We start from the raw sequence: 24,370 nt of genomic DNA on the forward strand, positions 1-24,370 counted from the left end.
GACAATGAGGTCTGATCTCATTTTTCCTTTTTCAGTTTGCACGGGGTGTTACCCCATGCTGAAACTATGTAACCCTTTCAGGGTATGGATCCGGCCCATTGTCCTGAAGGGACAATATACATCAGCTCAGGGTAGCACCCTGAGTTTATGAGGATATAGAAATTCCACAGGTTATGCCAAAGGATTCAACAGAAAAAAAGACAGCGGCCTATGTTTTTCCTGTTCCGCAGCCTGGAAAAACCACGAAACAGGAGAGCAAAACCAGAAAGGAGCGGTGCAAAACGGCAAATCAGCCCGGCAAAACCACAGAGCAGCACGGAAAAATGACCGAGGAGCAGAGAAAAATCGTTCAGGAGCATGGAAAAACCATCAAGGAGTACTGCTTTGTTATTTTTCCACCCAGCGCAGCCGCATCGCAGGCCTGCTTTCTTGGTTTTCCCCATTGCTGCCCCATTGCGACATGCTCCTCTGCCTCTGCAACCGTCTTCTTTGTGGCTGCTCGGAAGATCCGGGAAAGAGATCGACATCCCCTGCGATAATGACGGCATTATCAATGCCCCAACGTGGCTTTATAGAGCTAGCTCAGGGTAACACCCTGAGCATACTCCCTCTTACAAATAAACCTATGAGTAAACAACGCATAAAAAAAATTCAGAAGAGTTTGCAGGGACGCAAACTTGATGCCGTCCTTATCACTGAGCCGCATAATCGGCACTACCTGAGCGGCTACACAGCTGCTGACCACGGCATTCAGGAGAGTTCCGGGGTGTTGTTAATCCCGAAAAAAGGTAAACCCTGGCTCCTGACAGACTCCCGGTTTTCCTTGCAGGCAGAGGAAGAGGCCCAAGGCTTTACAGTAGAGGTCTACCGTAAGGGATTGTTTGCTCTACTTAAGAAATTGCTGCCTGCCCTGAAGGTACAACGCTTGGGCTTTGAAAGCCATTATTTCCTCCATTCATCGGTGAATAAGCTGGAGAAAATAACAGGAAAGATCAAGATTAAACTGGTTCCCCTGCTTGATTTGGTGGAACGGATGCGGGTGATCAAGACCGAAGAAGAGATTCAGCTTATCAAACAATCTGTACACTTAAACGAACAGGTGTTTCAGGCCATTTATAAAATCATTGCTCCGGGTATGACTGAAATTGAAATAGCCTTGGCCTTAGAACAGACCATGCGAAAAATGGGGGCCGAGAGACCAAGCTTTGAGACCATTGTTGCCTTTGGCAGCAATGCGGCAAAACCCCATGCCATACCTACTGATCGGATTCTCAAAGACGGAGAGGTCGTGCTGATTGACATGGGCCTGCTCTTACAAGGCTATTGCTCCGACATGACCCGTACCTTTATGATTGGTAAACCAAAGAAGAAATTTCAACAAATTTTGCGAATAGTACGTAAGGCCCAGCTGATCGGTATCAAGGCTATCCGGGCCGGGGCAGTATGCCGTGAGGTGGATAAAGCGGCCCGTAAGGTTATTGACGACGCTGGATATGGTGATTTTTTCGGGCACAGTCTGGGGCACGGAGTTGGGCTGGCTGTTCACGAAGCACCTGGATTAGGACCAAGGAACAGGAAAAAACTCCAGGCTGGTATGATCGTTACTATTGAGCCGGGAATCTATATTCCAGAATGGGGAGGCATCCGCCTGGAAAATATGGCTGTGGTCCGGAAGGACGGTTGTGAGGTGCTAAATCAGGATACTACCGGGTTAGACCTCTAGTTCAGTATAAAAACGAAAAAAAAGTGCAAATACGTGTTGTTGCCGGAAACCATTTTAAACGGATAGGGCAAAACCTTCATTATATTAATAATATAGCTTACTAAGGAGAATCTGATTATGAAGTATCTTTCCCTGTTGCTGTTCAGCTGCTCAGTGCTCTACTGTGCCACTACGGGCTACAGCCATGAACTTCCTGAAGGAGCTGTCCCTTTAGCAAGATCTGAGGAATGCGCATCTTGTCATCCCACCATCTACAAAGAGTGGATGGAGTCATTTCATGCCAAGTCATCAGCCCTTGAAAATCCGGCCCACGGAGCAGTACATCAGGCCTTTGTTCAGGCTATGGAAGAAAAAGGTAAAAAGGGCAATTATCATTGCGCCAATTGTCATACCCCTATGGCTGATAATATCAAGGAGTTGATGGCAGGTACGGCAGAGCTGGACAGTAAAAACTGGACCCACACCGAAGGAACCGGCTGTACTTTTTGTCACCGCATAGAATCAATTATCGAAAAAGACAAATTCAACCAATATAAGCTTAATAAGGATGGGGCAATTCACACCAGCAGACCAGCAAAAAAAGGGTTACCCCATGCAACAAGACAATCTGATCTTTTTGCGGAAGGCAAGGTCTGTATGGGCTGCCATAGCCATAAAATAAATAGCAATGATGTGGCAATCTGCCAAATGAAGGATGAAGTCCAGGGTAACTGCCTGGAATGCCATATGCCTAAGATTGCAGGCCGCTCCACCGTTGGCACAGACGGCAAAACCCATCGTTCCCATAAGATGCCGGGTGGTCATGATAAAGAAATGCTGAAAAAGGCAGCAAGCCTTGATGCAACAATCAGCTCTGAAGGCGAAGAAAGAAGCCTTGTGGTAACGGTACAAAATATGATCAAACACACCTTTCCCTCAACCAATCCCATGCGTATCGCCTTTGTTAAGGTGGTTGCCAAGGATAAAGAGGGCAAAAAGATTTGGGAGAACTTTAAAGAGAGCCCGCTGGAAGATAAACAGGCCCTGTTCTTTCAGGCCTTTCGGGCTGGTGAGAAAAAAGGTGTGCCTTCCTGGGCAGCAGAAGGTATTGCTTTTGATACCCGGCTAAAAGCTGAAGAAACGCGGACAATGACCTATCCCCTTGCGGATCCAACAATTGCTCAGGTGGATGTCATGCTGATTTACCGACTTTTTCCGCCTAAAGCGATCAAGGGTTTTGCAATCCCTGAAGATGGGGTGAATGAGAAGGCGCATATCATTGCCATAAAGAGCCTGACGCTGTAATGCACCGTCTTCATATATGAACTCTTATGAATTTCTATAGATGTGGAGGGGGCCGTAGGGGCAGAACTATGTGTCTGCCCTTTATTTTTCAGTTGACTGCTATCTTTTTTCTTCCCCCTTTGCTCCCTTTAGCAGCATTCTTCTTATGACTCTTCGGCGGATTATCCCTGGCAATCACAAAGGCGTGTTCATAGCCTTGTTTTTTGAGTTTCTCTTTATGCTGTTTTGCCTTTTTTAACGAGGTACTGCTGAAAACCAGAACTCGGAAGAAGTGGGTTCCAGCAGCAGCAAATTCCTGAATAACCACATTACGCCCTTGAACAGCAAAAATCCGGGCCAATTTTCGCGCCCGTGTTTTCTCTTCAAAGCTTCCTACCTGAATATAAAAATTTCCCGTATCAAAATCCTGACGTATACGCTTTTTTTTGCCATTTGGAAGGATAACAGTACATTGGGTACCACTGATAGCTGAGGAGGAGATCATCTTCTTCTTTTTATTGTGTGCAGCAAGAAGAGGCAGTTCCCTCCTGTCCCCACTCTCTTCCAGTTCTAACGCCTGATAGTCTTCCGGGTCTTCCTCAGCTAGTGCGCCGATGATCTCCTCATATTCTTCTCTGTCCTGCTGTCCATTCTTCTGCTTATTTCGACGAACTCTCTTCAGTTTTTCCTTATCTTCTCCTGCTGCACAGAGTGCAACGATCTGAACCTTACCTGTTCCACGACGATAAATCCCAAGTTCCCTGGCTGTGGTATAGCTCAAATCAATAATCCGGCCATCAACAAAAGGTCCTCTGTCATTAATGCGAACCGTGGCAGTCTTACCATTGGCCAGGTTTTTGACCAGCAGCATGGTATTCATCGGCAGGGTTTTATGGGCCGCTGTCACCCCGTGCATATCATAGGTCTCGCCATTAGCAGTCTTGCGACCGTGAAAAGGATCACCGTACCAGGAGGCCAAGCCTGTTTCCTCATACCCTTCAGCTGAAGGAATCGGGTAATATTTTCGCCCTTCAATCACATAGGGACGCTGGGTTGGAGGTGTTTTTCTCCCTTTCTTCTTTCCTCGTTTCTTTTTCCCAGATTCTTTTTTTTTCTGTTCTTCCTCTTTCTTGTCTTCCTTTTTTTTGTCTTTCTCTTGGTCATCTTCTGTTATAGAAGCTGGCATAGAAGCTGGATCGTTGGCAGGTGTAATATTTTTTTTCCGGGCACAACCGTTCAACAGCAGCAGGCAGAGCAACAAAAGGGGCACGAAAATAGTACTTTTCCTGCAAAATGTATTGATAAAGCTCATCATTCTTCTTTACTCTTTTTGATCTTTCTTTACTGATTTTCTGCGGATTCTCCATCCTGGCCAGACAGCAGGTGGAGAAAACGTTGTTCATAAAAAAGGCCAGCCGGACCTGTGGTATGGGGGGTATAGGGGCGTAACCCTGCATCCTTGCCCATCAGATTATCAAAATCCGCAATGATCTCTTCCTCCTCATCAATGGCAGAAAGCCTGAGATCCAGAAGAGGTCGGAAGACCTTGATGATCCCATCTGTATCTTTATCAATCAGGATATCTTCCCAGCGACGCTGAGTAAAGCCCTTATACCAGATCCCTGCTTTCCGTTTGCCAGTGATCTGATCAGGCAAGGAAGGAGCAAGCTCCTCCTCTTCAGTGTACAGATTATATTCAACAAAACGCTCCACCGCAGAGCTGGACTGGACAGCAAGGCGATCCCAGGGGTACACATCTTCAGAATAGCTGAGCAGTAAATGGGTTGTCCCGTCATTATAGGACCATTGGGCATGACAAACCTGACAGGAAACCTGAGCCTTATATCTAATATGGGCAGGATGTTGCAAACGTGGGACCAAACGTTCTTCTTCGCTCTTGTAGAGCTGGAGAATACGTTCATTCCCCTGAACCCGAAGCTTGCTAACAGCAGGAGATACATCAGATCCATGACAATCCAGACATTGCACAGAAGGCTTTTCACCAGCAAGCTCAGCACCACTATGACAATCCAGGCAGGTCATGCCGCGCTGTTGATGAATATCCGGGACAAGATTATGAAGTTCTATGCCATAAGGCCGGAGAAAAGGATCCCTGGTGATAAAGGGTGTGCGGTAGGACCAATTATGATCCTGCTCATAACCACCATCAAAGTCACTGCCCACATGATTACCATAATGGCAGCTCAGGCATTGCTGTTTTGCAGGCCTGATAAAGGCATGGTTTGCCTTGCCCTCCTCTTTTCCTGTCAGTTTGCCATCAATATACTGCATATGGCAAGCTGCGCAGCCTTTGCCGCGCCGGACATAAGGGTAGTCATCCCCCTTACTATATACATGGCAGCGCAGGCATTGCCGACGGAGCAAGTCATTGACCAGCTCTTTCTTATTCTGGGGAATGCCCTCATTTTCCGGGATTTCAGTAAGGTCCTTCAGCGGCGAAAGCTCAAAATGTTCCCGAACCTGATTAACAGCATTACTCATGGTAAAATGGCCGGACTGAGCGCAACGCTCCAGCTGCTCAGCATGGCATTTACCACAGTTCTTTTCCATAGCTATCGGGCTTGCGGCCTGGCTGATTAAGCCTTGGTGGGCTACTTTTTTCTCATTGACTGTATTATTGCCCTGATGGCAGCTTGCACAGGCAAGATTATGATTACTATCCAGCTGTATTTCAGTATGACAGGATTGGCAGCCCGGTGCTGGAGGCGGGGGGGGCAATGTTTTTTTCACCGCTACAGGGCTTGGTTGTCCTTCTGGCGTTGAAGCTGGGGCAGAATTGCGTTTTTGTTCTTCTTGCTGGCATCCAAGCAGCGAAATCAGAAAAAAAAGGGCTAATAATGTAAAATGGTGCTTCATAATCTTGACAGTATAGCCTAACCATGCTACATGGATAGAGCTTCATTGAATGAGCAGGGAAATAACTCACTGATTCGTCTCGTCCACAAAAAAAATATGCCGATATAGCTCAGCTTGGTAGAGCGGCTGATTCGTAATCAGTAGGTCACCGGTTCAAGTCCGGTTATCGGCTCCATAATTTCAAATGGTTACGCCTTGCTGAGACGTAACCATTTTTTATTGGTACACCTTTGTACCAGTCCTGTACCAGTTTTTTCAATACGTACATAGTAAAAAAAGTTTTTTTTATAAAAAGGTTTAGTGTTTTTTTGAAAACTATACCATTTGAAGCACAACTTTGTAATCATAAAACCACTCATGTTAGCCGGGTGGATTCTTCCGTCTGATAATCAGGCAAGCATCCAACAACACTACGTCCTAACTTACGAGTCATCTGAGCGACTTTTATATTTTGTTGTCCCTTCCTCAGAGAGGATATGATGGAAAGTACTGCTGAAAACCACTCCCTGTTCGGGGGCTTTCTTCTTTGAAGATAACCTGCTATGTCTACATCAATATCAGAACAGAAAATAACCCTTGGCACCCTTGGTCCTGAGCATTCCCATGCCTGGCAGGCTGCCACCCAATATGCTCCTCAGGCTGAGATTAAACTGTACCCCCATTCCGGTGGCCTTGTGGATGCCTTTATCACCCAGCACGTTGATCAGATCGTCATCCCGATATTTAATACCCGGCAAGGAGAGAATAAGCAGTATTTTCGTTTGTTCGAGCAGGTAAAAAAAGGGTATTGGCTGGATAATATTGTTTTGCCTGCTGACCTTTCGCTTGGTGTGTTTTTTCCGGATGTTCAGAAAGAAGAACTTGAGGTACTGCTGGGCAAGCGGGCCGTGTTTCGCCAATGCGATGAATATCTCTGTGAAGCTTTTCCTCATGCAACCCTGACCAGTATTCAGGATATGAAACAGGCTGTTCACCGTCTTCAGGAGCAAGGGGAAAGGAGCCACGGTGTTATTGCCACTGCTCAACTCCTGGATGCCTTGGGTCTGCACATCATTGAGCGGGAGGTTGCCCCACATAACCGGACCCGCTATGCTGTTCTGGGCCGTGAAATTGCCCAAACAACCGGGTATGATGCCACTGCCTTTATTACAGGTCCGCTGGATGATCGAGTTGGCTTACTTGTTGATATTCTAGGTGAATTTTCCAGGCATGGTATCAATATTCTGGACATGAGTTCCGAAAATGATGTGAAGTCTCAGAAATTACAGATCTATATCGAAGCAGAAGGCCATATTGAAGACCGGGCCATGCAGGAGGCGGTAGTCGCAATAGAGGAGCGAATTATCGGTCAAGGCAACCGTATGCGTCTGCTTGGCTGTTTCCCCCGGGTGGATATGCGCTCCAAAATAATAAAGTCATTTGGATTTATTGGGACTGGGGCCATGAGTGACTGGTTTGCTGATCGTTTAGAAAATGAGGGCTATCGTACTGTTATGACCGGGCGCAGTACAGAACTCCGACCGGAAGAGATGATTCCACAGGTCGATGTGGTGGTGATCTGTGTGCCAATTTCATTTACAGCAGACACCATACGCCAATATGCACCCCTTCTTGAGGATGGTAAGGCCTTAATCCTGTTGGCTGGTGAATCAGAAAACACTCTTGAAACCGCCCTGAAGGTCACAAGCGCCGGGGTTGAGATTATGTTGGTCCATAATCTCTGGGGGCCCCAGGCCGCAACCATGAAGGATAAAAATGCCATTGTGGTTCGCACTGGCCGCAGTGGTACCTTTTGTTCTGAGTTTGAGGCCTTTTTATACAAGCACGGAGCAAATATTTATCAGGATTCAGCAGCAAAACATGATTTGCTTATGGGAATTGGCCAGAAGCTGCCCACTGTGATATCTGTGGCTCTGGCTATGACGCTGGAGGAGAACGGGATTACTGCTGAGGATTTATCCTCCCATTGCACTCTGACCTCCCTTTACCCTATTTTGGCTATGGCACGAGTACATTCTCAAAACCCGAGAACTTATGCTGAGATTATGTCCACCTCTGGGGAGAGTCGCAAAATTGTCCATGACTTTGTAGCAAATCTGGAGCGGGTAAAAACAGTGGCTGATCAAGGGGACCAGGAGGGAATCCAGGAGCTGTGCAGACAGATGGAACAAAACAGTGAGCATCTTACTGAATCCTTTCTCCGTAACCGTATGGAGCAGGCCAAGGCTGTGGACGAGGTACTGGGTGCTATTATTTAAAGGAAACAGGGCGTTCTGGAGGAACCCTTGTCTGGAAGAAGTCGCTGTTGACGGAGATCATGTTCATGCTTAACGTATCGGCCTGTGAAAAGTGATTCGTTTTTCATGGGACATGGCGTATACTATTTATAATAGACTATCCCGTTGCTCAGGGAAAAGAGTTATGAAAAAAAATCTGGATACTTTTTTACGTATTGTTTTAGTAGGGATTGCCTCTTTTGTTCTTTTGCGTACATTTAACAGCACCGGGCTGCCCTGACATAAGCAGCAGAACCCGCAGTTCAGCGGGGCACAACAAAAGCGATCTGTTGCATCGACCGAAAGTGGGCGATGATATCGGTTGCAACACTATAGTATCTTACTACCTAATATCTTACTATCTGTTGGAGTTTACATATGCTGGAAAGAGCACTTGCCTATCTTGAAGAAAAACATACCTGCCCTCATTGCGATATAGAGCTGACCCTGTGCCATGCCCCACCCGTGCATGTGGGGGACGGTCTTGGCTGGGGGTCAGAGTTTTTGTTTATTTGCCTGAATAATGAATGTTCCCTTTTTAGCAAGGGCTGGGAATACATTGAAAATCAATACGGACATGTGGGTTCGTATCGCTACATGGAGATTCCCAATAGTAAAGAAAGTTATAATATGATGGTTGCTGGTGCATCAGCATTTACTGGAAATATTGTTGATATAGAGGCTTTAAAACGACAAAATGCCCGCTATAAATCAGAAAAAGAGGCTGTTGCCAAACTGGATACCTGTGTAGAGGCTAGTGATTTAGGACCAGTGCTTTTTCTGCTTACTGATAATGCCGCTAAAATTGATGATCGGAAGCGGGCAGCCTCTTTGCTTGCTGAAATTAATGATCTCTCCTGTGTTGAAGTGCTGCGGAACCATGATTTTTCCGATACCCAACTGGAGCAGGATATTAATTTGGCCATCAATAAACTTTTGGCAAACCATTTTTTACGGGAATGCCCATACTGTGCCGAATTAATTAAGGCACGGGCCAAAATTTGTAAACATTGCCAGAAAGAACTTGATTAAAAGTTGAATTTCTGCTTGCCAAAAGGATTGTAAGAGAGTATATAACCTCGCACAACAGATTTGATTGTGGTGAGCGTAGCTCAGTTGGTGGTAGCACCGGGTTGTGGCCTCGGAGGTCGTGGGTTCAAGTCCCATCGTTCACCCCATGAACGATCAGGCGTTTCAGAAATTTTTTCTGAAACGCCTTTTTTGTTTCCAAGTTCTGTTTCCCAAATTGTGTTTGGCTTTCTCTTTGTCGTTATTCATCTCTAACGGTTATATCGTTGCCCTGTATCACGCTATTATTCTGCTGTTACTGGAAGAAATGTGATTCCTGTTGAATTTTTTCTTACTTTTGATTTATATGCAGAGGTTCGCAGGAAAGTTTGAGAGACTCTTTTGCGTTATGCTTTCCATTGAGGACTAAAATGGCTTTGCCTGGGAAAAGATGAATTCCTTCCGCTTTCCCTGTTGATTTTCTCACCCTTCTTGCTGTACTATTATATGGATAACTATAAATATTTTCTTTTGAACCCTTAAACCTATCCCTTATATTATGAAAGCTGCTGTTGTTTACGGAGCCGAAGATATTCGTATCGAAGATTATCCTGATCCGGTTGCTGGTCCAGGCGAAGTTGTTGTTGCAACAAAAGTTGCAGGAATTTGCGGAAAAGATGTTAAAACAATGCTGGGCCAAGGCTTAACAGAAGATCTTCCCACTGTTCTTGGGCACGATATATCGGGTGAAATCAGTCAGGTCGGAGAAGGAGTGCAAGGGTTTTCAGTGGGCGATCCCGTTGCAGTCTATCCAATGGCGGTGTGTGAGCAATGTCATTATTGCCTTCAGAAACGGTATAACCTTTGTGAAAATGCCTTGGGGCTTGGGCATGGCCTGGATGGAGCCTTTGCCGAATACGTACGTGTGCCAAAAGAAATAATTAATGTTGGTGGTCTCGTTAAACTGGATGACGAGATTTCGTTTGAAGATGCTGTGATGGCTGAACCCCTTTCCTGTACCTTTGCCGCAGCCCGGTCGAATAACATGAAAGAGGGGCAGACCGTGCTGATTATTGGTGGCGGATCCATGGGATTGATGCATGTGAAGACAGCAAAATGGACCGGTTGCGAGGTGATTGTTGCTGATATTGTTGACATACGCTTGGCTATGGCTGGTCAGATGGGGGCAGATCATCAGGTTAACTCGGCAACAGATAATCTTCAGGACGAGGTGATGCGTATCACTGAAGGTCGAGGAGCGGATGTGGTTATTATTTCCATTGACATCCCTGACGTTATTGAGGATTGTTTGAGTTTGGTTGCCATGGGCGGCGTGTGCAATATATTTGGTGCAGCTCCTGATATTGAGGTAAAGGTCGACCCGGGCTGGCTCCATCAGCAGGAAATCACCTTGACCGGCACCTACGCATCTACACCGGCTGATTTTAAAAAATGTCTGCAATTGATTAATGAGGAGGCGATTATTGTTTCTGATATGATTTCCCATCGTTTTACGTTAGACAGTTTTGACGAGGCGGTTGAGAGTGCCAAAAGTTTGGAAATGGTTCGTGGGGTTATTACGTTTGGTGAAATGGTTTCGGTTTCTTTCTAGAGGTGTCTTGTTTGTTGCTGATAAGAATGGTGAATTCGTATTCGCTGACTAAGTATGTAGTTTAAAGTACTGTCATTTTAAAATTATTATCTCGTTATATCTCTTATTCAGTCTTTCTGTATTATCATTGGATACCCTTCCGGTGCAGTTAACCAGCAGGTAACTATTAAACATGTATAAACGAGTTGTTCTGGATGGTCACGGTTCTGTTTGTTTTTGTTGCTGGTAGTTTGGCTTCCTTGGTGTTGACCCCTGTTATTCGCCAGCTGGCCTTGTATTTTGATCTGACAGATAAAACATCTGCTCGCAAGATGCATACAGGAAAGATACCTCGAATCGGTGGAGTGGCCCTTTTTACCAGTTTTTTCCTTCCCTTTCTTTTGCTGCTTGTGTTAAGAGAGTACAGTCCTACAGTTCAGGAGCTTTTTGCAGATAACCGTATTTTCTGCTTTGTTACCGGAGCGGTTCTTATCTTTTTACTGGGACTTCTTGATGATCTCCGAGAACTCTCTTTTTTTGTCAAAATATTTGGTCAGCTACTGGTTGCTGTTTTTGTCTATTATTGCGGGTTTCGGATTACAGTCGTCACCACACCCTTTGGAGCAGATTTTTCTATCGGCTTTCTATCTCTGCCGTTCACTGTATTTTGGTTTTTACTTGTTATTAACGCTATTAATCTGATTGATGGCTTAGACGGACTTGCCGCAGGTATCTGTCTTTTTGTTTCACTTTCCATGCTCTTTGTCTGTGTTGTGAGCGCTCGCCTCACAACCGCCTTAGCCTTTGCCGCCTTAGCAGGTTCTCTGATCGGTTTTTTACGTTATAATTTTTATCCAGCCACTATCTTTATGGGAGACAGTGGCAGTTATTTTCTTGGGTATAGTCTGGCTGCTTTGAGTATTGGTGGGACAATTAAGGGGCAGGTTGCAACGGTCTTGTTGATCCCGGTTATTGCCCTTGGTGTGCCTTTGATGGATACTCTTTGGGCTCCTGTCAGACGTTTTATCAATGGTAAGAGTATGTTTCAACCAGATAACAAGCATATTCATCATCGCTTGGTTAAACTTGGCCTGACTCATCGGCGGGCAGTCTTGGCACTGTATTTTTTAACCGTCCTGCTTGGAATTTCATCTATGCTGCTTGTTCATGCTCAGAATGAGAGTTCAGCACTGATTATTTTTGTTCTCGGAATCGGCTTGATTGGGTTGATGCATTATTTGAGTGATTTAAAGATATTGAAATTTCATAATGTAGCTTCTTGGGCCCGTGATCTGACTGATGAAACTGGAATCAGTCTTCAACGGCGGCTTTTTCTTCAGCACCAGCGAAGAATTTCCTCAGCTGCTCATCCTGAAGCACTCTGGCAGGCGGTTTGCGTCTCTTTGAAGGAATTACACTTTGATTATGCAGAGTTTCATTATATTGAGCAAAGAACGAGCGCTGAACAATCACGGCGAAGCTTTCGCTGGGCAGCCGTTGAACAGGATAGGCTCTCTTCTGTCCCTCATGAATCCTGTCTACGGATTGAGCTTCCTCTACACAGGCTGGTCAGTAAGAAGGATAAAATGAGCAGAAAGGAAAATTTTGGTATGCTGTTGCTCATGAAGGATATGAGGAATACAACAACAGAACCCTATCTCCTGAAAAGGGTTGAGCAGCTCCGGAGGAGTATGATGGTAGCGTTGGAAGAATTTGATACAATCAGCTCGGAATCAACTGAAGGGTTTTGGCATAAAAAACAGCGATAAAAGGGAGTTGACGTCGTAACCAGCAGTTGCGACGTCAACAGGAAGAGCTTTACAAAAAATGGTTACTCCTCATAGAGATGGTCAATATTACTCAATCGTTGAACGACCCGTTCTTGACCTAAGGCCATAAGAATATCAAACATCCCCGGCCCAGCCAACTGCCCGGTGAGCACGGTGCGCATCCCGTTGATCAGGATACCCGGTTTAATATCCAGCTCAGTTGCCAAGGCCCGGACGGTTTCTTCACTGGTCTCCTTGTTAAAATCATCTAATCCGTCAAAGCGTTCAGACAGCATGGGCATCCAGGTTGTGAGATCTGGATATTTGAGCACATTCTTTTTGAGCGGCTTATCTTCCACGGCATAATCATCAGCAAAATATGCCCGGCCCAAGGTTGCAAAATCCCGTACTGTATGAAAACGATCCCGAATCAAATCTAAGGTGGAAAGGAACCATTCCTTTTGCTCACCTTCATAAGCGTCATCCCAGATGCCTTGCTCAATGAAATCCTGTTTGACCAGTTCTGCCAAAACGGAGATATCCATTGATCGCAGGTACTGCTCATTGATGGAGATGAGCTTGGGATCAGTAAAAAATTTTGGGTTTCCTTTTTGGTGATTAAAGACCGAGTTCACCTTACTGATCCGATCCAGAGTAAAGACCTCAATCAACTCTTCCCGACTGAAGATTTCCTGTTCTGTACCTGGATTCCAGCCCAGTAGGGCCAGGAAGTTGCAGAGAGCCCAAGGGATAAAACCTTTTTCACGGTAAAATTGGACTGAAACCAGCTCACCGTGGCTCCGCTTAGAGATCTTGCGCTTTTGCAGATCCAAAGTCAACGGCATATGGGCAAAGACCGGTAAAGGTGCATCCAGTGCCTGATAGAGGAGAACCTGACGGGTGGTATTGCTCATATGGTCCTGGCCCCGGATAATATGGGTGATCCGATCACGGATATCATCCACTACATTACAGAGCATGTAGAGCGGTTTGCCGTTGGAGCGGACAATGACAAAATCCTCAATATCGTCATAGGCCCGTTTAATGGTTCCCAAGACCTCATCATGATAGACTAAGGATCCTTCCAGTTCAGGAACTTTGAAGCGGATAACTGAGGCCAGTCCTGCAGCCTCTTTTTCAGCGGCTTCTTCCGAGCTCAGATTACGGCAGGTACCATCATAACCGAACTCTTTTTTTGCAGCCTTGGCTGCTTCCCGCTTTTTTTCCAGTTCTTCCTTGGTACAAAAGCATTTATAGGCGTGGCCGGATTCCAGGAGCTGATCTGCTGCCTTGCAATGATTTTCAGCAAATTCCGTCTGGAAATAGGGGCCTTCATCCCAATCCAGACCCAGCCATTGCAGGCCATCAATAATACCTTCAATGGATTTCTGGGTGGAACGCTCGGCATCGGTATCTTCAATACGTAAGATGAGTTTACCGTTATTTTTTTTTGCCCAGAGCCAATTGAGCAAGGCAGTACGGGCACTGCCAATATGGAGATAGCCTGTGGGGCTGGGTGGGAAACGGACGCGAACATCTGTCATTACTGTTCTTCCTTATTTATATTATTTATTGTGCGAACACGATATTTCGTTTTTTGCACTAGGTAATCGTTTTGTTATCAGCTGTCAAAGAGAAATTTTCCTGACTGTTATCAGGAGTAGAAGCGGTTTATCGCATACAGCTCCGTACGTTGGACACAGAAATGATGTCGTAATCCACAGGGGCGTATGAATGAAAATGTCGCATATTGTTAATCAGCTGCTTTCTCTTATTTTTTATGGCGAGGCTGCTCTGCGTTGTTCATACGGAAAAACCGCCTTTGCGATTTTAATATTGTCGGTCTGTATAAATCTCGTTATAGTGCAAGCTTTGTACTTAAAAATCAACATTTTTTGTTTTTAAATATATTAATTTAAACTAAGGAACGGAGTATTAAGGGGAAAAATATGAAAGTGCTTATCAGTGATAATCTCGCGCCCATCGGTGAAAAAATTCTCAAAGAGGCTGGGTTGGAGGTGGATGTAAACACCGGTCTGCCACCAGAGGAACTCAAAGCGATTATCCCGGATTATGATGGATTGATTATCCGGAGTGCTACTAAGGTACGGGAGGATATCATTGAGGCTGCAACAAAGTTGAAGGTTGTGGGGCGGGCTGGTATTGGTTTGGATAATGTGGATATTCCGGCAGCCAGTGAAAATGGTATTGTGGTAATGAATGCTCCGGACGGTAATGCTACCACTGCGGCTGAGCATGCCATTTCCATGATGATGTCTCTGTCCAGAAATATTCCCCAGGCGACTGCTTCCATGAAGGCGGGCAAATGGGACAAGAAAAGTTTTATGGGCCGCGAGGTTACTGGTAAGACCCTGGGTATTGTGGGAATTGGACGAATCGGCTCCATAGTGGCCAACCGGGCCCAGGGTCTGAAAATGAAGGTTATAGCCTATGATCCTTTTATGCCTGATGAGTTGGTGAAAAAGCTTGGCATAGAGCGGGTTGATTTACTGGAGCTGGCTGAGCGGGCTGATTATGTCTCTGTCCATACCCCCCTGACCAAGGACACCCATCATCTCCTTTCCACAGATTTTTTTGCAGCCATGAAAAAAAGGGCTATGTTCATTGACTGTGCCCGTGGCGGTGTTCTTGATGAAGAGGCACTGTACGCAGCCTTGAAGGAAGGACGTATTGCTGGGGCAGCCCTGGATGTTTTTGAAAAAGAGCCAACCACTTTAGAGGATACTCCTTTGCTGGGACTGGATAATTTTATCTGCACCCCGCATCTGGGTGCTTCCACTGCTGAGGCCCAGGAAAATGTGGCTGTGGCCATTGCTGAGCAAATGGCTGATTACCTGCTCAAGGGCACTGTCCGTAATGCCGTTAATGTACCTTCGGTGAGCGATGAGGTTTTGGCACAGGTTGGACCATATATTACCCTCGGCGAAATGCTGGGCTGTCTCCATATGCAGATCTCTCAGGGCGGGGTTCAGGAGGTGAATCTGGAATACAGTGGTGATCTTGCAGACCAGGATACTAACCCGGTGACCGTAGCTTTCCTGAAAGGTTTGTTTACCCCGATTCTTCAGGATGCTGTCAACTATGTTAATGCACCTATTATTGCAGAAGAACGAGGGATTAAGGTGATTGAATCCAAGACCAGCCAACGCGCTGATTTTACCAATATGCTCCGGATAACGGTCAAAACCAGTAAAGGAGAAAATATGCTGGCTGGCACGGTGTTTGATATCAAAGAGCCGCGTCTGGTTCGCTTTAATTCCTTCCGCCTTGAGGCCATGCCAGCTGGACCTATGTTGCTGGTTCATAATAGGGACGTACCTGGTGTGATTGGTGCATTGGCAAGTATCATTGGTGCAGCTGGTGTGAACATTTCCAACATGGTTGTTGGTCAGGAAGCGACTGCCAGACGAAATGTTATTCTTCTCAACACAAATCAGCTGGTAAATAAGGAACTCCTTGCTAAAGTTAAGGAGTTGGAGCATATTGATGATGCTATGGCTCTGGAGCTGCCAGCGTATACCTCTTGATTTTTTGATCAAGCGAGATGGGGCAGGGAAGAGGAACATACCTGCTCCTTTGATTAATCTTAATTCTGCATAAGGCAATGAGTGAACAGGAAAAAGATAGTGGCTCAAACCAGGAGAGCCAACTTCAAGCTTCCACTGACGGCACGAGAGACTCTGAAGCAACGGATATGAGCTACCGCCAGAAAAAAGATTGTGAATGTCCTGAAGGAAGGGTGAAAGATAGAAACGGAAACTGTGTTATGCCGGTTGTTTCCTTTATCTCCTTTATCCTGTCGCTGAACACGACGGCTCTCTTCCATCTCGGTGAGCTGGCCCATCCTGAGACAGGACAAAAGAGCAGGGATCTTGAGCTTGCCCGGCACAGTATTGATACCTTGATTATGCTCGAAGAGAAAACCAAAGGGAATCTGGAAAAGGATGAACAGGAATTGCTGGATAAGGTGGTTTATGAGCTGAAGATGCGGTTTATTCGGGCCAAGGATGGGCAATAGAAGAGAGCAATTTTTCTAAACCTATAAGCAAACTGAGGTGATCTTATGCCTGATAATAAAGGGAATCTGTTTTTATTTGAGGCGATAGAATTAAGGGATGAATATGATCGTCAGATCAAGATTATAGAAAATTTGCTCGGTATCCGCGATTCGGAACGTTCAGGGATGAGATTTTACTCTGATAACGACATTGAAGGAAAAGAGCCTGTGGAAGGGTTTTGTCCAAAGGACTTTACGGAAAAACTGAAAAAAATGCAGTCCAAACGGATAAAACTGAATCATGCGATACAAATGGCCAATTTTGAAACCGAAATTGATTATAACGGTGAAAAGATAAGCATTGCTGAGGCATTGGAGGTCAGAAAGAATCTTCTTGCGAATAATAAGACTGTAGCTGGCAGGGTTGTCGATTCAGCGTATAAACGTATTACTCATAAAGAAGAAAGAGACATTGTTCACGAACCAAAGCATTCGTTTTCAAAGAGTTACGAGAACTTTCAAGACAATTTAAAAGAGTTGCGAGGGTTGATAAATCAAATACATATGGCAAATCATCAGAGTGTCGTCAAGTTCAAAGATGAATAAAAGGTGATTGCTGAATTAGTGAGACAGGGGGGCAAGTGCAAAACTGCTGCGAGGCAGGTTAGCCCGAAGCCCGATTGCGTAAATCGGGGGTGATGACAGCTGTTTATTCACCTAAAAAAAGAACAGCACTAGTCTGGTAAACTAGCATATTTTTACACGTTACCAATAAGTTATTTACGGCTTACAAACTTATGCTTTACCGCTTACACGACGGCCCCGCGTCTCTTTTTTTCAATCGACTCTGATCTGATGGCGTTCTTGTCCCACGCACCATGAAGTTTTCATACTCATTTCAATTCTGCTGGACAAATCACATCTGTGAGTATGCTTTCAGCTGCAATCTCCGCATGATCCCAGACGACACAACGAGCCAGTCTTGCACCTTCACCGATCACTGCCCCAGATCCAATAACTCCCCAGTCTTCCAACTCTACATTTTTCCCGATTATTGCACTTTCATGAACCTGCCAAGACGGTGTCCGGGCTGAGAGCAGATGTTGATGAAGATCCAGGTAATCTTGTGGTGTTCCCATATCCTTCCAAAAGCTGCCATCAGTTCTTGTGAAGCCTACCTTTTCATCTCTTGCCAGCTCTTTATACAGATCAATGATATGAAAAAAGCCCTGTGCTGGAATCTGCTCAATGACCTCCCGGTTCACAACATGAATACCGGTGAAGGCCAGCAGCATTTCTTCTTTGTCTTTCTTTTGAGCAGCCTCTTTACGTGTTAGGAAATTCCGAACCCATCCCCGACGTACAGCAACGGAATTAAATCGGGGATAATCATGCAAGGCCATAGTGACTGAGGAGCTTGCAGAAACATGAGCCTCCAACAGTTGTTTGAGGTTAATATCATGAAAGATATCTCCGTTCATGACCAGAACAGGCCCATCATGGAAATACTCCAGAGCCTTGCGTAGGCCGCCGCCGGTTCCGAGTACTTCCTCTTCATACTGGAGAATCACCTCTGGTCTCCCCGCTACAGCTTCCTTAATTTGATCAGCAAGATAATGGCAGTTAACCACGATGCGGTCACAGCCTGCATCAACCAATTTATCCAGCAGGATATGGAGCAGAGGCGTATTGCAGATCGGGAAAAGTGGTTTGGGACGAATAAGGGTGTAGGGTCGTAAGCGGGTGCCGAATCCGGCAGCCAGAAGCATTGCCTGCATGATTATTTCTTTTTTGCGTAATAAAAACGTGCCAGCTGTTGCGGAGAGAGACCAAAAGCATTACCGAGCAGCATGAGCTGGTTGATTAGTGTTGTTTTAAATAAACCATGTTGTTGCCAGCGTCGGGCTGAGGTGGTGACATGGGCCGGGGCAAGGGCGATTCTGCCCAGTTTTTTCAGCTGACGAACCAAGGCCAGATCTTCCATGATCGGTTTTTTTGGAAAACCACCAGCAGCAAAATAGGTCTTTCTGCGCATGAACAGGGCCTGATCGCCATAGGGCAAGCTGAAGATGGTTGAACGGAAGAGCACTCCAGTCTCAATAAGGCGAAAGCCCAACCCTCGCCCGTTGATTTTTAACCGAAAGGCACCAGCAGCAACATCCTTGTTGTGCAGGATCGAATAAATATGCCCGGAAAAATTATTTGGCAAGCCTGTGTCGCAATGAAGAAAGAGCAGGATATCGCCAGAAGCCGACTGTGCCCCGGTGTGTTGCTGAGTACCCCGGCTTGGTGGCGAGGAAACCTGGGTGATTCCTCGGGCAACAACTTCATTGATAGTCTGGTCTGTACTGCCTCCGTCAACGACGATAATTTCTCTCTGAATGTCGTGCTGTCGCATTTGTCGGAGCAGGCGATCAAGACAGGAGCCGATATTGTCCTGCTCATTCAGCGTCGGTATAATAATTGAGATGGACAAGGTCTTCAGGTCGGTCGATGTCGTAGAGTTCCGGCAGAAGGGCGAATGAAAAACCTGCCTTTTGTGCCTGGTTCAGGGTTTGTTGTAACACCTGTCCAGTGCCCCAGTCAATATCTTGAAAGAGTATTCTGTATTGCCCTTGTACGCTGTTCCGAAGGCCGATCAGATAATAGCCGCCGTCTGCTGCCGGGCCCAGCACCAGATCGTGGGTTTCCAGGTATTTAAAACCGCTTTCAATAATGGACGGATTGATTCCGGGGCAGTCAGAGCCAATAAGTACCACTCGTTCAGCACCCTGTTGCCAGGCTCGAACAAAGGCATCAGCCATACGCTCACCTAAGTCGTTTCCCTCCTGTACCTGGAGCAAAATATCGCTACCGAGCCAGCTTCGCATTTCTTCTGCCGAGCCTCCGCAATAGGCGACTCGTAGCTGGACCTGCCTTGCTTGCAATACTGGCTGTATAGTATTGATGACCTGACGAGTCAGCTGATCATGGAGGGTTGCTGCTCCCTGCGGACCGAGCCGGTCAATCAATCTGGTTTTTACTTTTCCCGCTCGGGGATATCGGGTAAAAAGGATGATTGTCTGTTGAGAGGTTCTGTTTTGTTGAAACTGCATTGTATTCCAGATAACTCCTGAAAAAGCAAGAGGCCGTATGGCTCGTTCTGAAAAAAAATCCCCGCTCTCCTATCAAGAGAGAGAATATCGCCTGACTGAAAATTCCGGGCTTGTTTCTTCCATAGTCAAAATCGCTGAAACAGATCTGCATATCCTGGCCTCACAACCTGTGGAGGATCATGCCTTACTGGCAGTCTCTCAGGTGCGTAGTGTTATTGAAGGGTATATCAGAATATACCCGGATTTTCTTCAAAGCCTTGTTCCTCTGCCTCAAAATAATCAGGCCCCGGATATCATACAGGAAATGCTGGCCGCAGGAGAGGTTGCCGGGGTCGGGCCAATGGCTGCGGTTGCCGGTATTGTGGCGGAGCAAGTGGGCAAGAACCTGCTTTCCTCTCTGAACCTTGAGGAAGTGATTGTCGAAAACGGCGGTGATCTCTTTGTCGCCAGAACCCAGGAAAGTACCATTGCCATTTATGCAGGCGAGTCACCACTGAGCGGCAAACTGGGTATCCGCCTCCTGCCAGAACAGATGCCCTGCGGGGTCTGTTGTTCCTCCGGGATGATTGGTCATTCCCTCAGCCTTGGTCAGGCTGATGCGGTTGTGGTTACTGCAGCTTCCACGGCCCTGGCTGATACTGCTGCCACCCGCTTGGGTAATGAAGTGGGCCGGAAAAAGAAAAGTATTCAGCATGCCCTGGAAGTTGCCAAGGGGATTGCGGGTCTTGCCGGAGTTGTTATTATTTCTGGTGAACATCTTGGGGCCTGGGGAGATGTTGAGTTGGTTCGGATTTAAACTGTGTACTCAGAGGTTTTCTCTTGCCGTCGTTCATCTTTTATTCCAAATCACTGTATAGTCTGATATCAATCGCCTTTGCGATTATAACAACTTCCTCTGCTGTTGGCTCGAAAAAATCACAATATGCTCGAATACTCCCGTTGACTTTTAGTATGCCGGGTCGTATTATAGGGGCATAAGATGCGACCCTGTTTGAGTGCATTAAGGAGGTGTTCTATGTTGCAGGCAAAATTTACCGTTGAAGAGGCGCAAGCGCAATTTCTGAGTAATTTTAAAGAGTACGGGTTCAAAGATAAAAGTTCCATGCTGCGTGCGGCAGTAGAGTATTTTAAAAAAGCAGTGGAACTGAAGGAGCTAAAAAAATCCGCAGACCTGTACGCTGAAGTCTATTCCGAAGATGAAGACTTGCAGGAGCTGACCGAGGTGGCCCTGCCCGGATGGCCGAAATGACCGCCCTGAAAAGAGGGATGGTTATCGATGTACGGCTTGATCCGACAAAGGGGGCTGAAAAAGGCAAAACCAGACCCTGCGTCATTGTGACCAATAATGTCTATAATGAGCGGGTTCCGGTGATTCAAGTGGTCCCGGTTACTGCATGGAGTGCGAAAAAAGCCCGTATACGAACCAATATCGTTATTCATCCTTCAGCGGAGAGCGGGCTGTCAAAAAAATCCGTGGCGGATTGTTTGCAGACACGCCCGATAGATCATCGGTACAGGCTGGTTAAAATCCGGGGGCGGCTCTCTTCATCGGATCTTCAGGAAATAGATCAAGCGTTGAAGGTCATCTTTGCGCTTGAGTGATCCGGTGTAAGAGGTTCGGCTGGGTAGGGCTGGTTAAATATAGCCCCTTTGAGGCATTGTTATTTGTAATACCCCCTGTACCACTCCACGAATTTCCCGATCCCTTCCTCAATGGTGGTTTGCGGCTTAAAATCAATCTCCCGCACCAGATCGTCCACATTGGCATAGGTAGCTGGCACATCTCCAGCCTGCATGGGCATGAAATTCTTTTGTGCTGTTTTACCCAGGCATTCTTCCAGCACCTCAATATAGCGCATTAGCTTTTGTTTGGAATTATTGCCAATATTGTACAGTCGCCACGGACAATAGCTGGTTGCTGAGTCCGGTGCATCACCACTCCAATTTGGGTCAGGCTGCGGCAGATGATCAACCAGCCGGAAGACACCCTCGACAATATCATCAATATAGGTAAAATCACGTTCCATTTCACCATTATTAAAAATATCAATGGGCCGACCTTCCATAATAGCCTTGGTAAAAAGGAACAGGGCCATATCTGGACGTCCCCAGGGGCCGTAGACCGTGAAAAAACGCAGGCCAGTACAAGGAAGATGGTAAAGGTGGCTATAACTATGGGCCATGAGTTCGTTGGCCTTTTTGGAGGCAGCGTACAACGAAACCGGATGATCCACATTATCATGCACAGAAAAAGGCATGGAGGTATTAGCGCCATACACTGAGCTGGACGAGGCATAGAGCAAGTGTTTAACCTGATTATGACGACATCCTTCCAGAATATTGAGGAACCCGACCAGGTTGGTGTCCACATAGGAATGGGGATTAATCAGGGAGTAACGAACCCCTGCCTGGGCAGCCAGATTGACCACTGCGTCAAACTGTTCATCAGCAAAGAGTTTTGCTGTCAGCTCCCGATCCGCCATGTCAAAATTCGCATGGCTGAATCGCTCAAATCCAAGGAGCTGGGCAAGCCGGGCCTTTTTCAGCTCAGGATCATAATAGTCATTGAGATTATCCAGACCAACCACGGTGCGGCCGTTTTCTAACAGGCGTTTGGAGAGATTATGACCAATAAAACCGGCAGCACCGGTAACAAGTATTTTTTGCATGAGTGTTTTCTGAAGTTGTTTTGATTCTTACGATACAGCAAGTGGAGAGAATCTGGCCTGCAAAGACATGATCAGGACATGGGACGGGCAGATGCGGGAGCGGGGCACTGCAGAATGACTTTTTCTTACTACAGAACCATTTTTTCCTGCTACAGAATGGTTTTCTCCCGCTACAGTGTCACTTTCTCCCCTTACAAGGTCGTTTTTTCCTGCTCCAGTGCCATTTCTTCCTGTCCCAAAGGGATTTTCACCTGCAACATCGGCTGTTTTTCCTGTCCCAGCTCCTGATCTGCCCACAGCAGGGATAGATTGCCTCCTCTGCGCAAGAGTTTTTAATCATCAAAATCGCCTTCCGGGCCTTTATCCGTATCCAGTTCAGCAGCACGAGCATGAATTTTTTCTTCTGTCCACTCATCTGGTGATTCAATACGACCGGTTTTGGGGCCGAGATCATAGGAGCCTGCATCCAGAATTGTATCCACAGCATAACGTGCTGTGCCACCTGCATTAAAGACCTCAGTGAGCATGGTATAAACAAAGTTATCCACCCGGCGGGCCATACGCTCCCGGATTTCCTTAGGTTGCCCCATAATCCGATTTTCAAAGGCAGCATTGAGCTTTTTATAATTGCCTTTTTCCCAACCTTGGTCCTTGGCATAGTCCTTCATTTCCTGCCATAGTTCTTCGGTCATGCCTTGGCCGGGCACTTTGACAAATTCTCCATCTCCATCCAGAATAGCGTTGCCATAGTCATTCACCTCAACACCCCAGGAAATCATCTGAAGGGCTGTAGCCACATTGGCCTTGGTGGTTGTGGTCTGGTTGGCAATAGCCCGCAACCGGTCTGAGCTGTTGCCAGAGGTGCCGTGTTGTGCCCCTGAAACCCCGTAATCTTTTAATGCCTCATGAATTCCTGCGGTCAATTCAACCTGAATACCTTGACCGGAAGCCTCAAGTCCGTGGCTGGTGCCGTTGTTCAGGGCAATCCAGTCCGGGAAAATATCATGAGCATTAAGTCCTTTAATAAGGAACAGAGCCTCATCCGCAGAAGACAGACCTTGACTGCCCTTGATCTCGCCAACCTCGGTTTCATAGCCAGCCCAGGAGGGAATATAGCTATTCAGATCAATACTGACGAGCAGGTTAGCATCATCCAGCATATGAGAGGCATCAACAGCAATGGAGGTGATGCCTGCATCAAAGAGCGAGGGGATCTCGGTACGGGCAAAAGGCAGATCATCAGTAGATTTGATTCCATAATGATCCGCATGAATGGCAACAGGCACAGTAATAGCCAGTTCATTGCACAGTGCATCTACCTGACGTGCCATGTTCCAGTAATTGGTTGGGCAATAGGATGAGGCCCCGCCTTCAGAACGGGCAATCTCTATAATCAGGGCAGCCTGAGCCCGTTGGGCAGCCATCAAGGCACCGCGTATAACCAAGTGGTTTCGACCATTGGCCGCCATGGTCATGGCCTTGCCTTTTGCCAGCATGGCACGGTCAATCACCTTGCCACTGACCAACAGGGCCTTGGAGTTGGGAAACAGGGCCTTGATGTTGGGTGGACGGCCAATTTCAAGGGCCTTTTCAAAATCTGCTATGTAGGACATTGGTTCCTCCTTTTATCATATGGTCGGACATCGTTATATGTGCCAGCTATATTGAATGATTTGGAAACGTTTGTAGAGCGTGCATCACATAGTGAATCTTTCCGCACCAGCATACCCTATTCCTGAAATACTGTAAACATATCCCTTCAGCGATTCCCGGTTTGAATGAACTTAACAAGCTGAAATAATGAAAACAAGACTGGAAAAAGTTTACGAAAGACATTTCTGTCATACTGATTTTAAGAAATTAGCCGTTTTCGATCTTTTCTTACGAGATCAGTATTTTGCAAAAAGCTTTCGCAATCTATTTTTTACCGTTTTTAACCATTACAAGATGTTAAGTAACCGTTCAGACCCCTCTCATTTTTTTTACGCAGCAAGAGGCAGAGGAGGCACATCCAGCCCCTGGCGCCGAGCCGTGATAACCTCAGCGAGATATTTCCACGGACAGGCGTTGCGCTTCCTACA

Annotated in this window: 22 protein-coding genes and 2 tRNA genes; 15 read left to right on the plus strand and 9 right to left on the minus strand. The window is 46.4% G+C overall.

Annotated elements, in window-relative coordinates; translation table 11 throughout:
* The first annotated feature begins 173 nt into the window (after positions 1-173).
* The 3 genes from L2082_RS04250 to L2082_RS04260 all read left to right on the plus strand — a co-directional run bounded on the left by L2082_RS04250 (position 174) and on the right by L2082_RS04260 (position 3,007).
* Positions 174-539, plus strand: coding sequence for a hypothetical protein (locus L2082_RS04250; protein ID WP_446007918.1), 366 nt, complete (start codon positions 174-176; stop codon positions 537-539).
* Positions 540-625: 86 nt separating this feature from the next.
* Complete coding sequence (locus tag L2082_RS04255) at positions 626-1,723, plus strand: M24 family metallopeptidase (protein WP_446007917.1); 1,098 nt, start codon at positions 626-628, stop codon at positions 1,721-1,723.
* A 117-nt stretch (positions 1,724-1,840) separates the two neighbouring features.
* Positions 1,841-3,007 carry a multiheme c-type cytochrome gene (locus L2082_RS04260; RefSeq protein WP_446007916.1) on the plus strand — a complete coding sequence of 389 codons (1,167 nt, stop codon included), beginning with the start codon at positions 1,841-1,843 and terminating at the stop codon, positions 3,005-3,007.
* A gap of 88 nt (positions 3,008-3,095) precedes the next feature.
* On the opposite strand, the gene L2082_RS04265 is transcribed toward L2082_RS04260, so the two are convergent.
* Together L2082_RS04265 and L2082_RS04270 are read right to left on the minus strand one after the other, a co-directional pair.
* Positions 3,096-4,256 (minus strand): septal ring lytic transglycosylase RlpA family protein, encoded by a 1,161-nt coding sequence (locus tag L2082_RS04265; RefSeq protein ID WP_446011475.1) that lies wholly within the window; start codon positions 4,254-4,256, stop codon positions 3,096-3,098.
* Between the two features lie 71 nt (positions 4,257-4,327).
* Positions 4,328-5,863 (minus strand): hypothetical protein, encoded by a 1,536-nt coding sequence (locus L2082_RS04270; protein ID WP_446007914.1) that lies wholly within the window; start codon positions 5,861-5,863, stop codon positions 4,328-4,330.
* A gap of 98 nt (positions 5,864-5,961) precedes the next feature.
* On the opposite strand from L2082_RS04270, the gene L2082_RS04275 reads away from it, so the two are divergent.
* From L2082_RS04275 to L2082_RS04300, 6 genes are all read left to right on the plus strand, one after another.
* Positions 5,962-6,038, plus strand: a tRNA-Thr gene (locus L2082_RS04275).
* A gap of 367 nt (positions 6,039-6,405) precedes the next feature.
* Entirely contained in the window at positions 6,406-8,121 is a 1,716-nt protein-coding gene (locus L2082_RS04280; RefSeq protein WP_446007913.1) for a prephenate dehydratase domain-containing protein, read from the plus strand.
* 396 nt (positions 8,122-8,517) lie between these two features.
* Positions 8,518-9,171: a zinc ribbon domain-containing protein gene (locus tag L2082_RS04285; protein ID WP_446007912.1), complete on the plus strand. Its 654-nt coding sequence runs from the start codon at positions 8,518-8,520 to the stop codon at positions 9,169-9,171.
* Positions 9,172-9,240: 69 nt separating this feature from the next.
* A tRNA-His gene (locus L2082_RS04290) sits at positions 9,241-9,317 on the plus strand.
* Positions 9,318-9,706: 389 nt separating this feature from the next.
* Positions 9,707-10,759 carry an alcohol dehydrogenase catalytic domain-containing protein gene (locus L2082_RS04295; RefSeq protein WP_446007911.1) on the plus strand — a complete coding sequence of 351 codons (1,053 nt, stop codon included), beginning with the start codon at positions 9,707-9,709 and terminating at the stop codon, positions 10,757-10,759.
* A 194-nt stretch (positions 10,760-10,953) separates the two neighbouring features.
* The gene (locus tag L2082_RS04300) at positions 10,954-12,507 is read left to right on the plus strand and encodes an MraY family glycosyltransferase (protein WP_446007910.1); all 1,554 of its coding nucleotides are present in this window, start codon (positions 10,954-10,956) and stop codon (positions 12,505-12,507) included.
* 62 nt (positions 12,508-12,569) lie between these two features.
* On the opposite strand, the gene gltX is transcribed toward L2082_RS04300, so the two are convergent.
* Entirely contained in the window at positions 12,570-14,051 is a 1,482-nt protein-coding gene (gltX, locus tag L2082_RS04305; protein ID WP_446007909.1) for a glutamate--tRNA ligase, read from the minus strand.
* A 405-nt stretch (positions 14,052-14,456) separates the two neighbouring features.
* On the opposite strand from gltX, the gene serA reads away from it, so the two are divergent.
* From serA to L2082_RS04320, 3 genes are all read left to right on the plus strand, one after another.
* A complete protein-coding gene (gene serA / locus L2082_RS04310; protein ID WP_446007908.1) occupies positions 14,457-16,055 on the plus strand; it encodes a phosphoglycerate dehydrogenase in 1,599 nt (532 codons plus the stop codon).
* Between the two features lie 77 nt (positions 16,056-16,132).
* The gene (locus L2082_RS04315; RefSeq protein ID WP_446007907.1) at positions 16,133-16,546 is read left to right on the plus strand and encodes a DUF1844 domain-containing protein; all 414 of its coding nucleotides are present in this window, start codon (positions 16,133-16,135) and stop codon (positions 16,544-16,546) included.
* Between the two features lie 45 nt (positions 16,547-16,591).
* Positions 16,592-17,131, plus strand: a complete 540-nt coding sequence (locus tag L2082_RS04320; RefSeq protein ID WP_446007906.1) for a hypothetical protein — start codon at positions 16,592-16,594, stop codon at positions 17,129-17,131.
* 287 nt (positions 17,132-17,418) lie between these two features.
* Here the strand turns inward: L2082_RS04320 and L2082_RS04325 are convergent, their stop codons facing one another.
* From L2082_RS04325 to L2082_RS04335, 3 genes are read right to left on the minus strand one after another with little or no spacing between them, the layout of a single operon-like run.
* Positions 17,419-18,303 (minus strand): sugar phosphate nucleotidyltransferase, encoded by an 885-nt coding sequence (locus tag L2082_RS04325; protein ID WP_446007905.1) that lies wholly within the window; start codon positions 18,301-18,303, stop codon positions 17,419-17,421.
* A 2-nt stretch (positions 18,304-18,305) separates the two neighbouring features.
* Entirely contained in the window at positions 18,306-19,001 is a 696-nt protein-coding gene (locus L2082_RS04330) for a TIGR04283 family arsenosugar biosynthesis glycosyltransferase (RefSeq protein ID WP_446007904.1), read from the minus strand.
* Entirely contained in the window at positions 18,967-19,620 is a 654-nt protein-coding gene (locus tag L2082_RS04335) for a TIGR04282 family arsenosugar biosynthesis glycosyltransferase (protein WP_446007903.1), read from the minus strand. The genes L2082_RS04330 and L2082_RS04335 overlap by 35 nt, the downstream gene beginning before the upstream one ends.
* Positions 19,621-19,657: 37 nt before the next feature.
* Between L2082_RS04335 and L2082_RS04340 the strand changes: the two genes are divergently transcribed.
* From L2082_RS04340 to L2082_RS04350, 3 genes are all read left to right on the plus strand, one after another.
* Positions 19,658-20,416 (plus strand): UPF0280 family protein, encoded by a 759-nt coding sequence (locus L2082_RS04340; RefSeq protein ID WP_446007902.1) that lies wholly within the window; start codon positions 19,658-19,660, stop codon positions 20,414-20,416.
* Positions 20,417-20,635: 219 nt separating this feature from the next.
* Positions 20,636-20,869 (plus strand): hypothetical protein, encoded by a 234-nt coding sequence (locus L2082_RS04345; protein ID WP_446007901.1) that lies wholly within the window; start codon positions 20,636-20,638, stop codon positions 20,867-20,869.
* On the plus strand, positions 20,866-21,222 hold the full coding sequence (locus L2082_RS04350) for a type II toxin-antitoxin system PemK/MazF family toxin (protein WP_446007926.1): 357 nt from the start codon (positions 20,866-20,868) through the stop codon (positions 21,220-21,222). Before L2082_RS04345 ends, L2082_RS04350 begins: the two co-directional genes overlap by 4 nt.
* A gap of 59 nt (positions 21,223-21,281) precedes the next feature.
* On the opposite strand, the gene L2082_RS04355 is transcribed toward L2082_RS04350, so the two are convergent.
* From L2082_RS04355 to L2082_RS04365, 3 genes are all read right to left on the minus strand, one after another.
* Entirely contained in the window at positions 21,282-22,289 is a 1,008-nt protein-coding gene (locus tag L2082_RS04355) for an NAD-dependent epimerase (RefSeq protein WP_446007900.1), read from the minus strand.
* A 191-nt stretch (positions 22,290-22,480) separates the two neighbouring features.
* The gene (locus tag L2082_RS04360) at positions 22,481-22,615 is read right to left on the minus strand and encodes a hypothetical protein (protein WP_446007899.1); all 135 of its coding nucleotides are present in this window, start codon (positions 22,613-22,615) and stop codon (positions 22,481-22,483) included.
* Positions 22,616-22,621: 6 nt separating this feature from the next.
* Positions 22,622-23,902 (minus strand): class II fructose-bisphosphate aldolase, encoded by a 1,281-nt coding sequence (locus tag L2082_RS04365; protein WP_446007898.1) that lies wholly within the window; start codon positions 23,900-23,902, stop codon positions 22,622-22,624.
* Positions 23,903-24,370: the final 468 nt, after the last annotated feature.

The sequence above is a fragment of the Candidatus Electrothrix sp. genome (genome assembly GCF_052785085.1).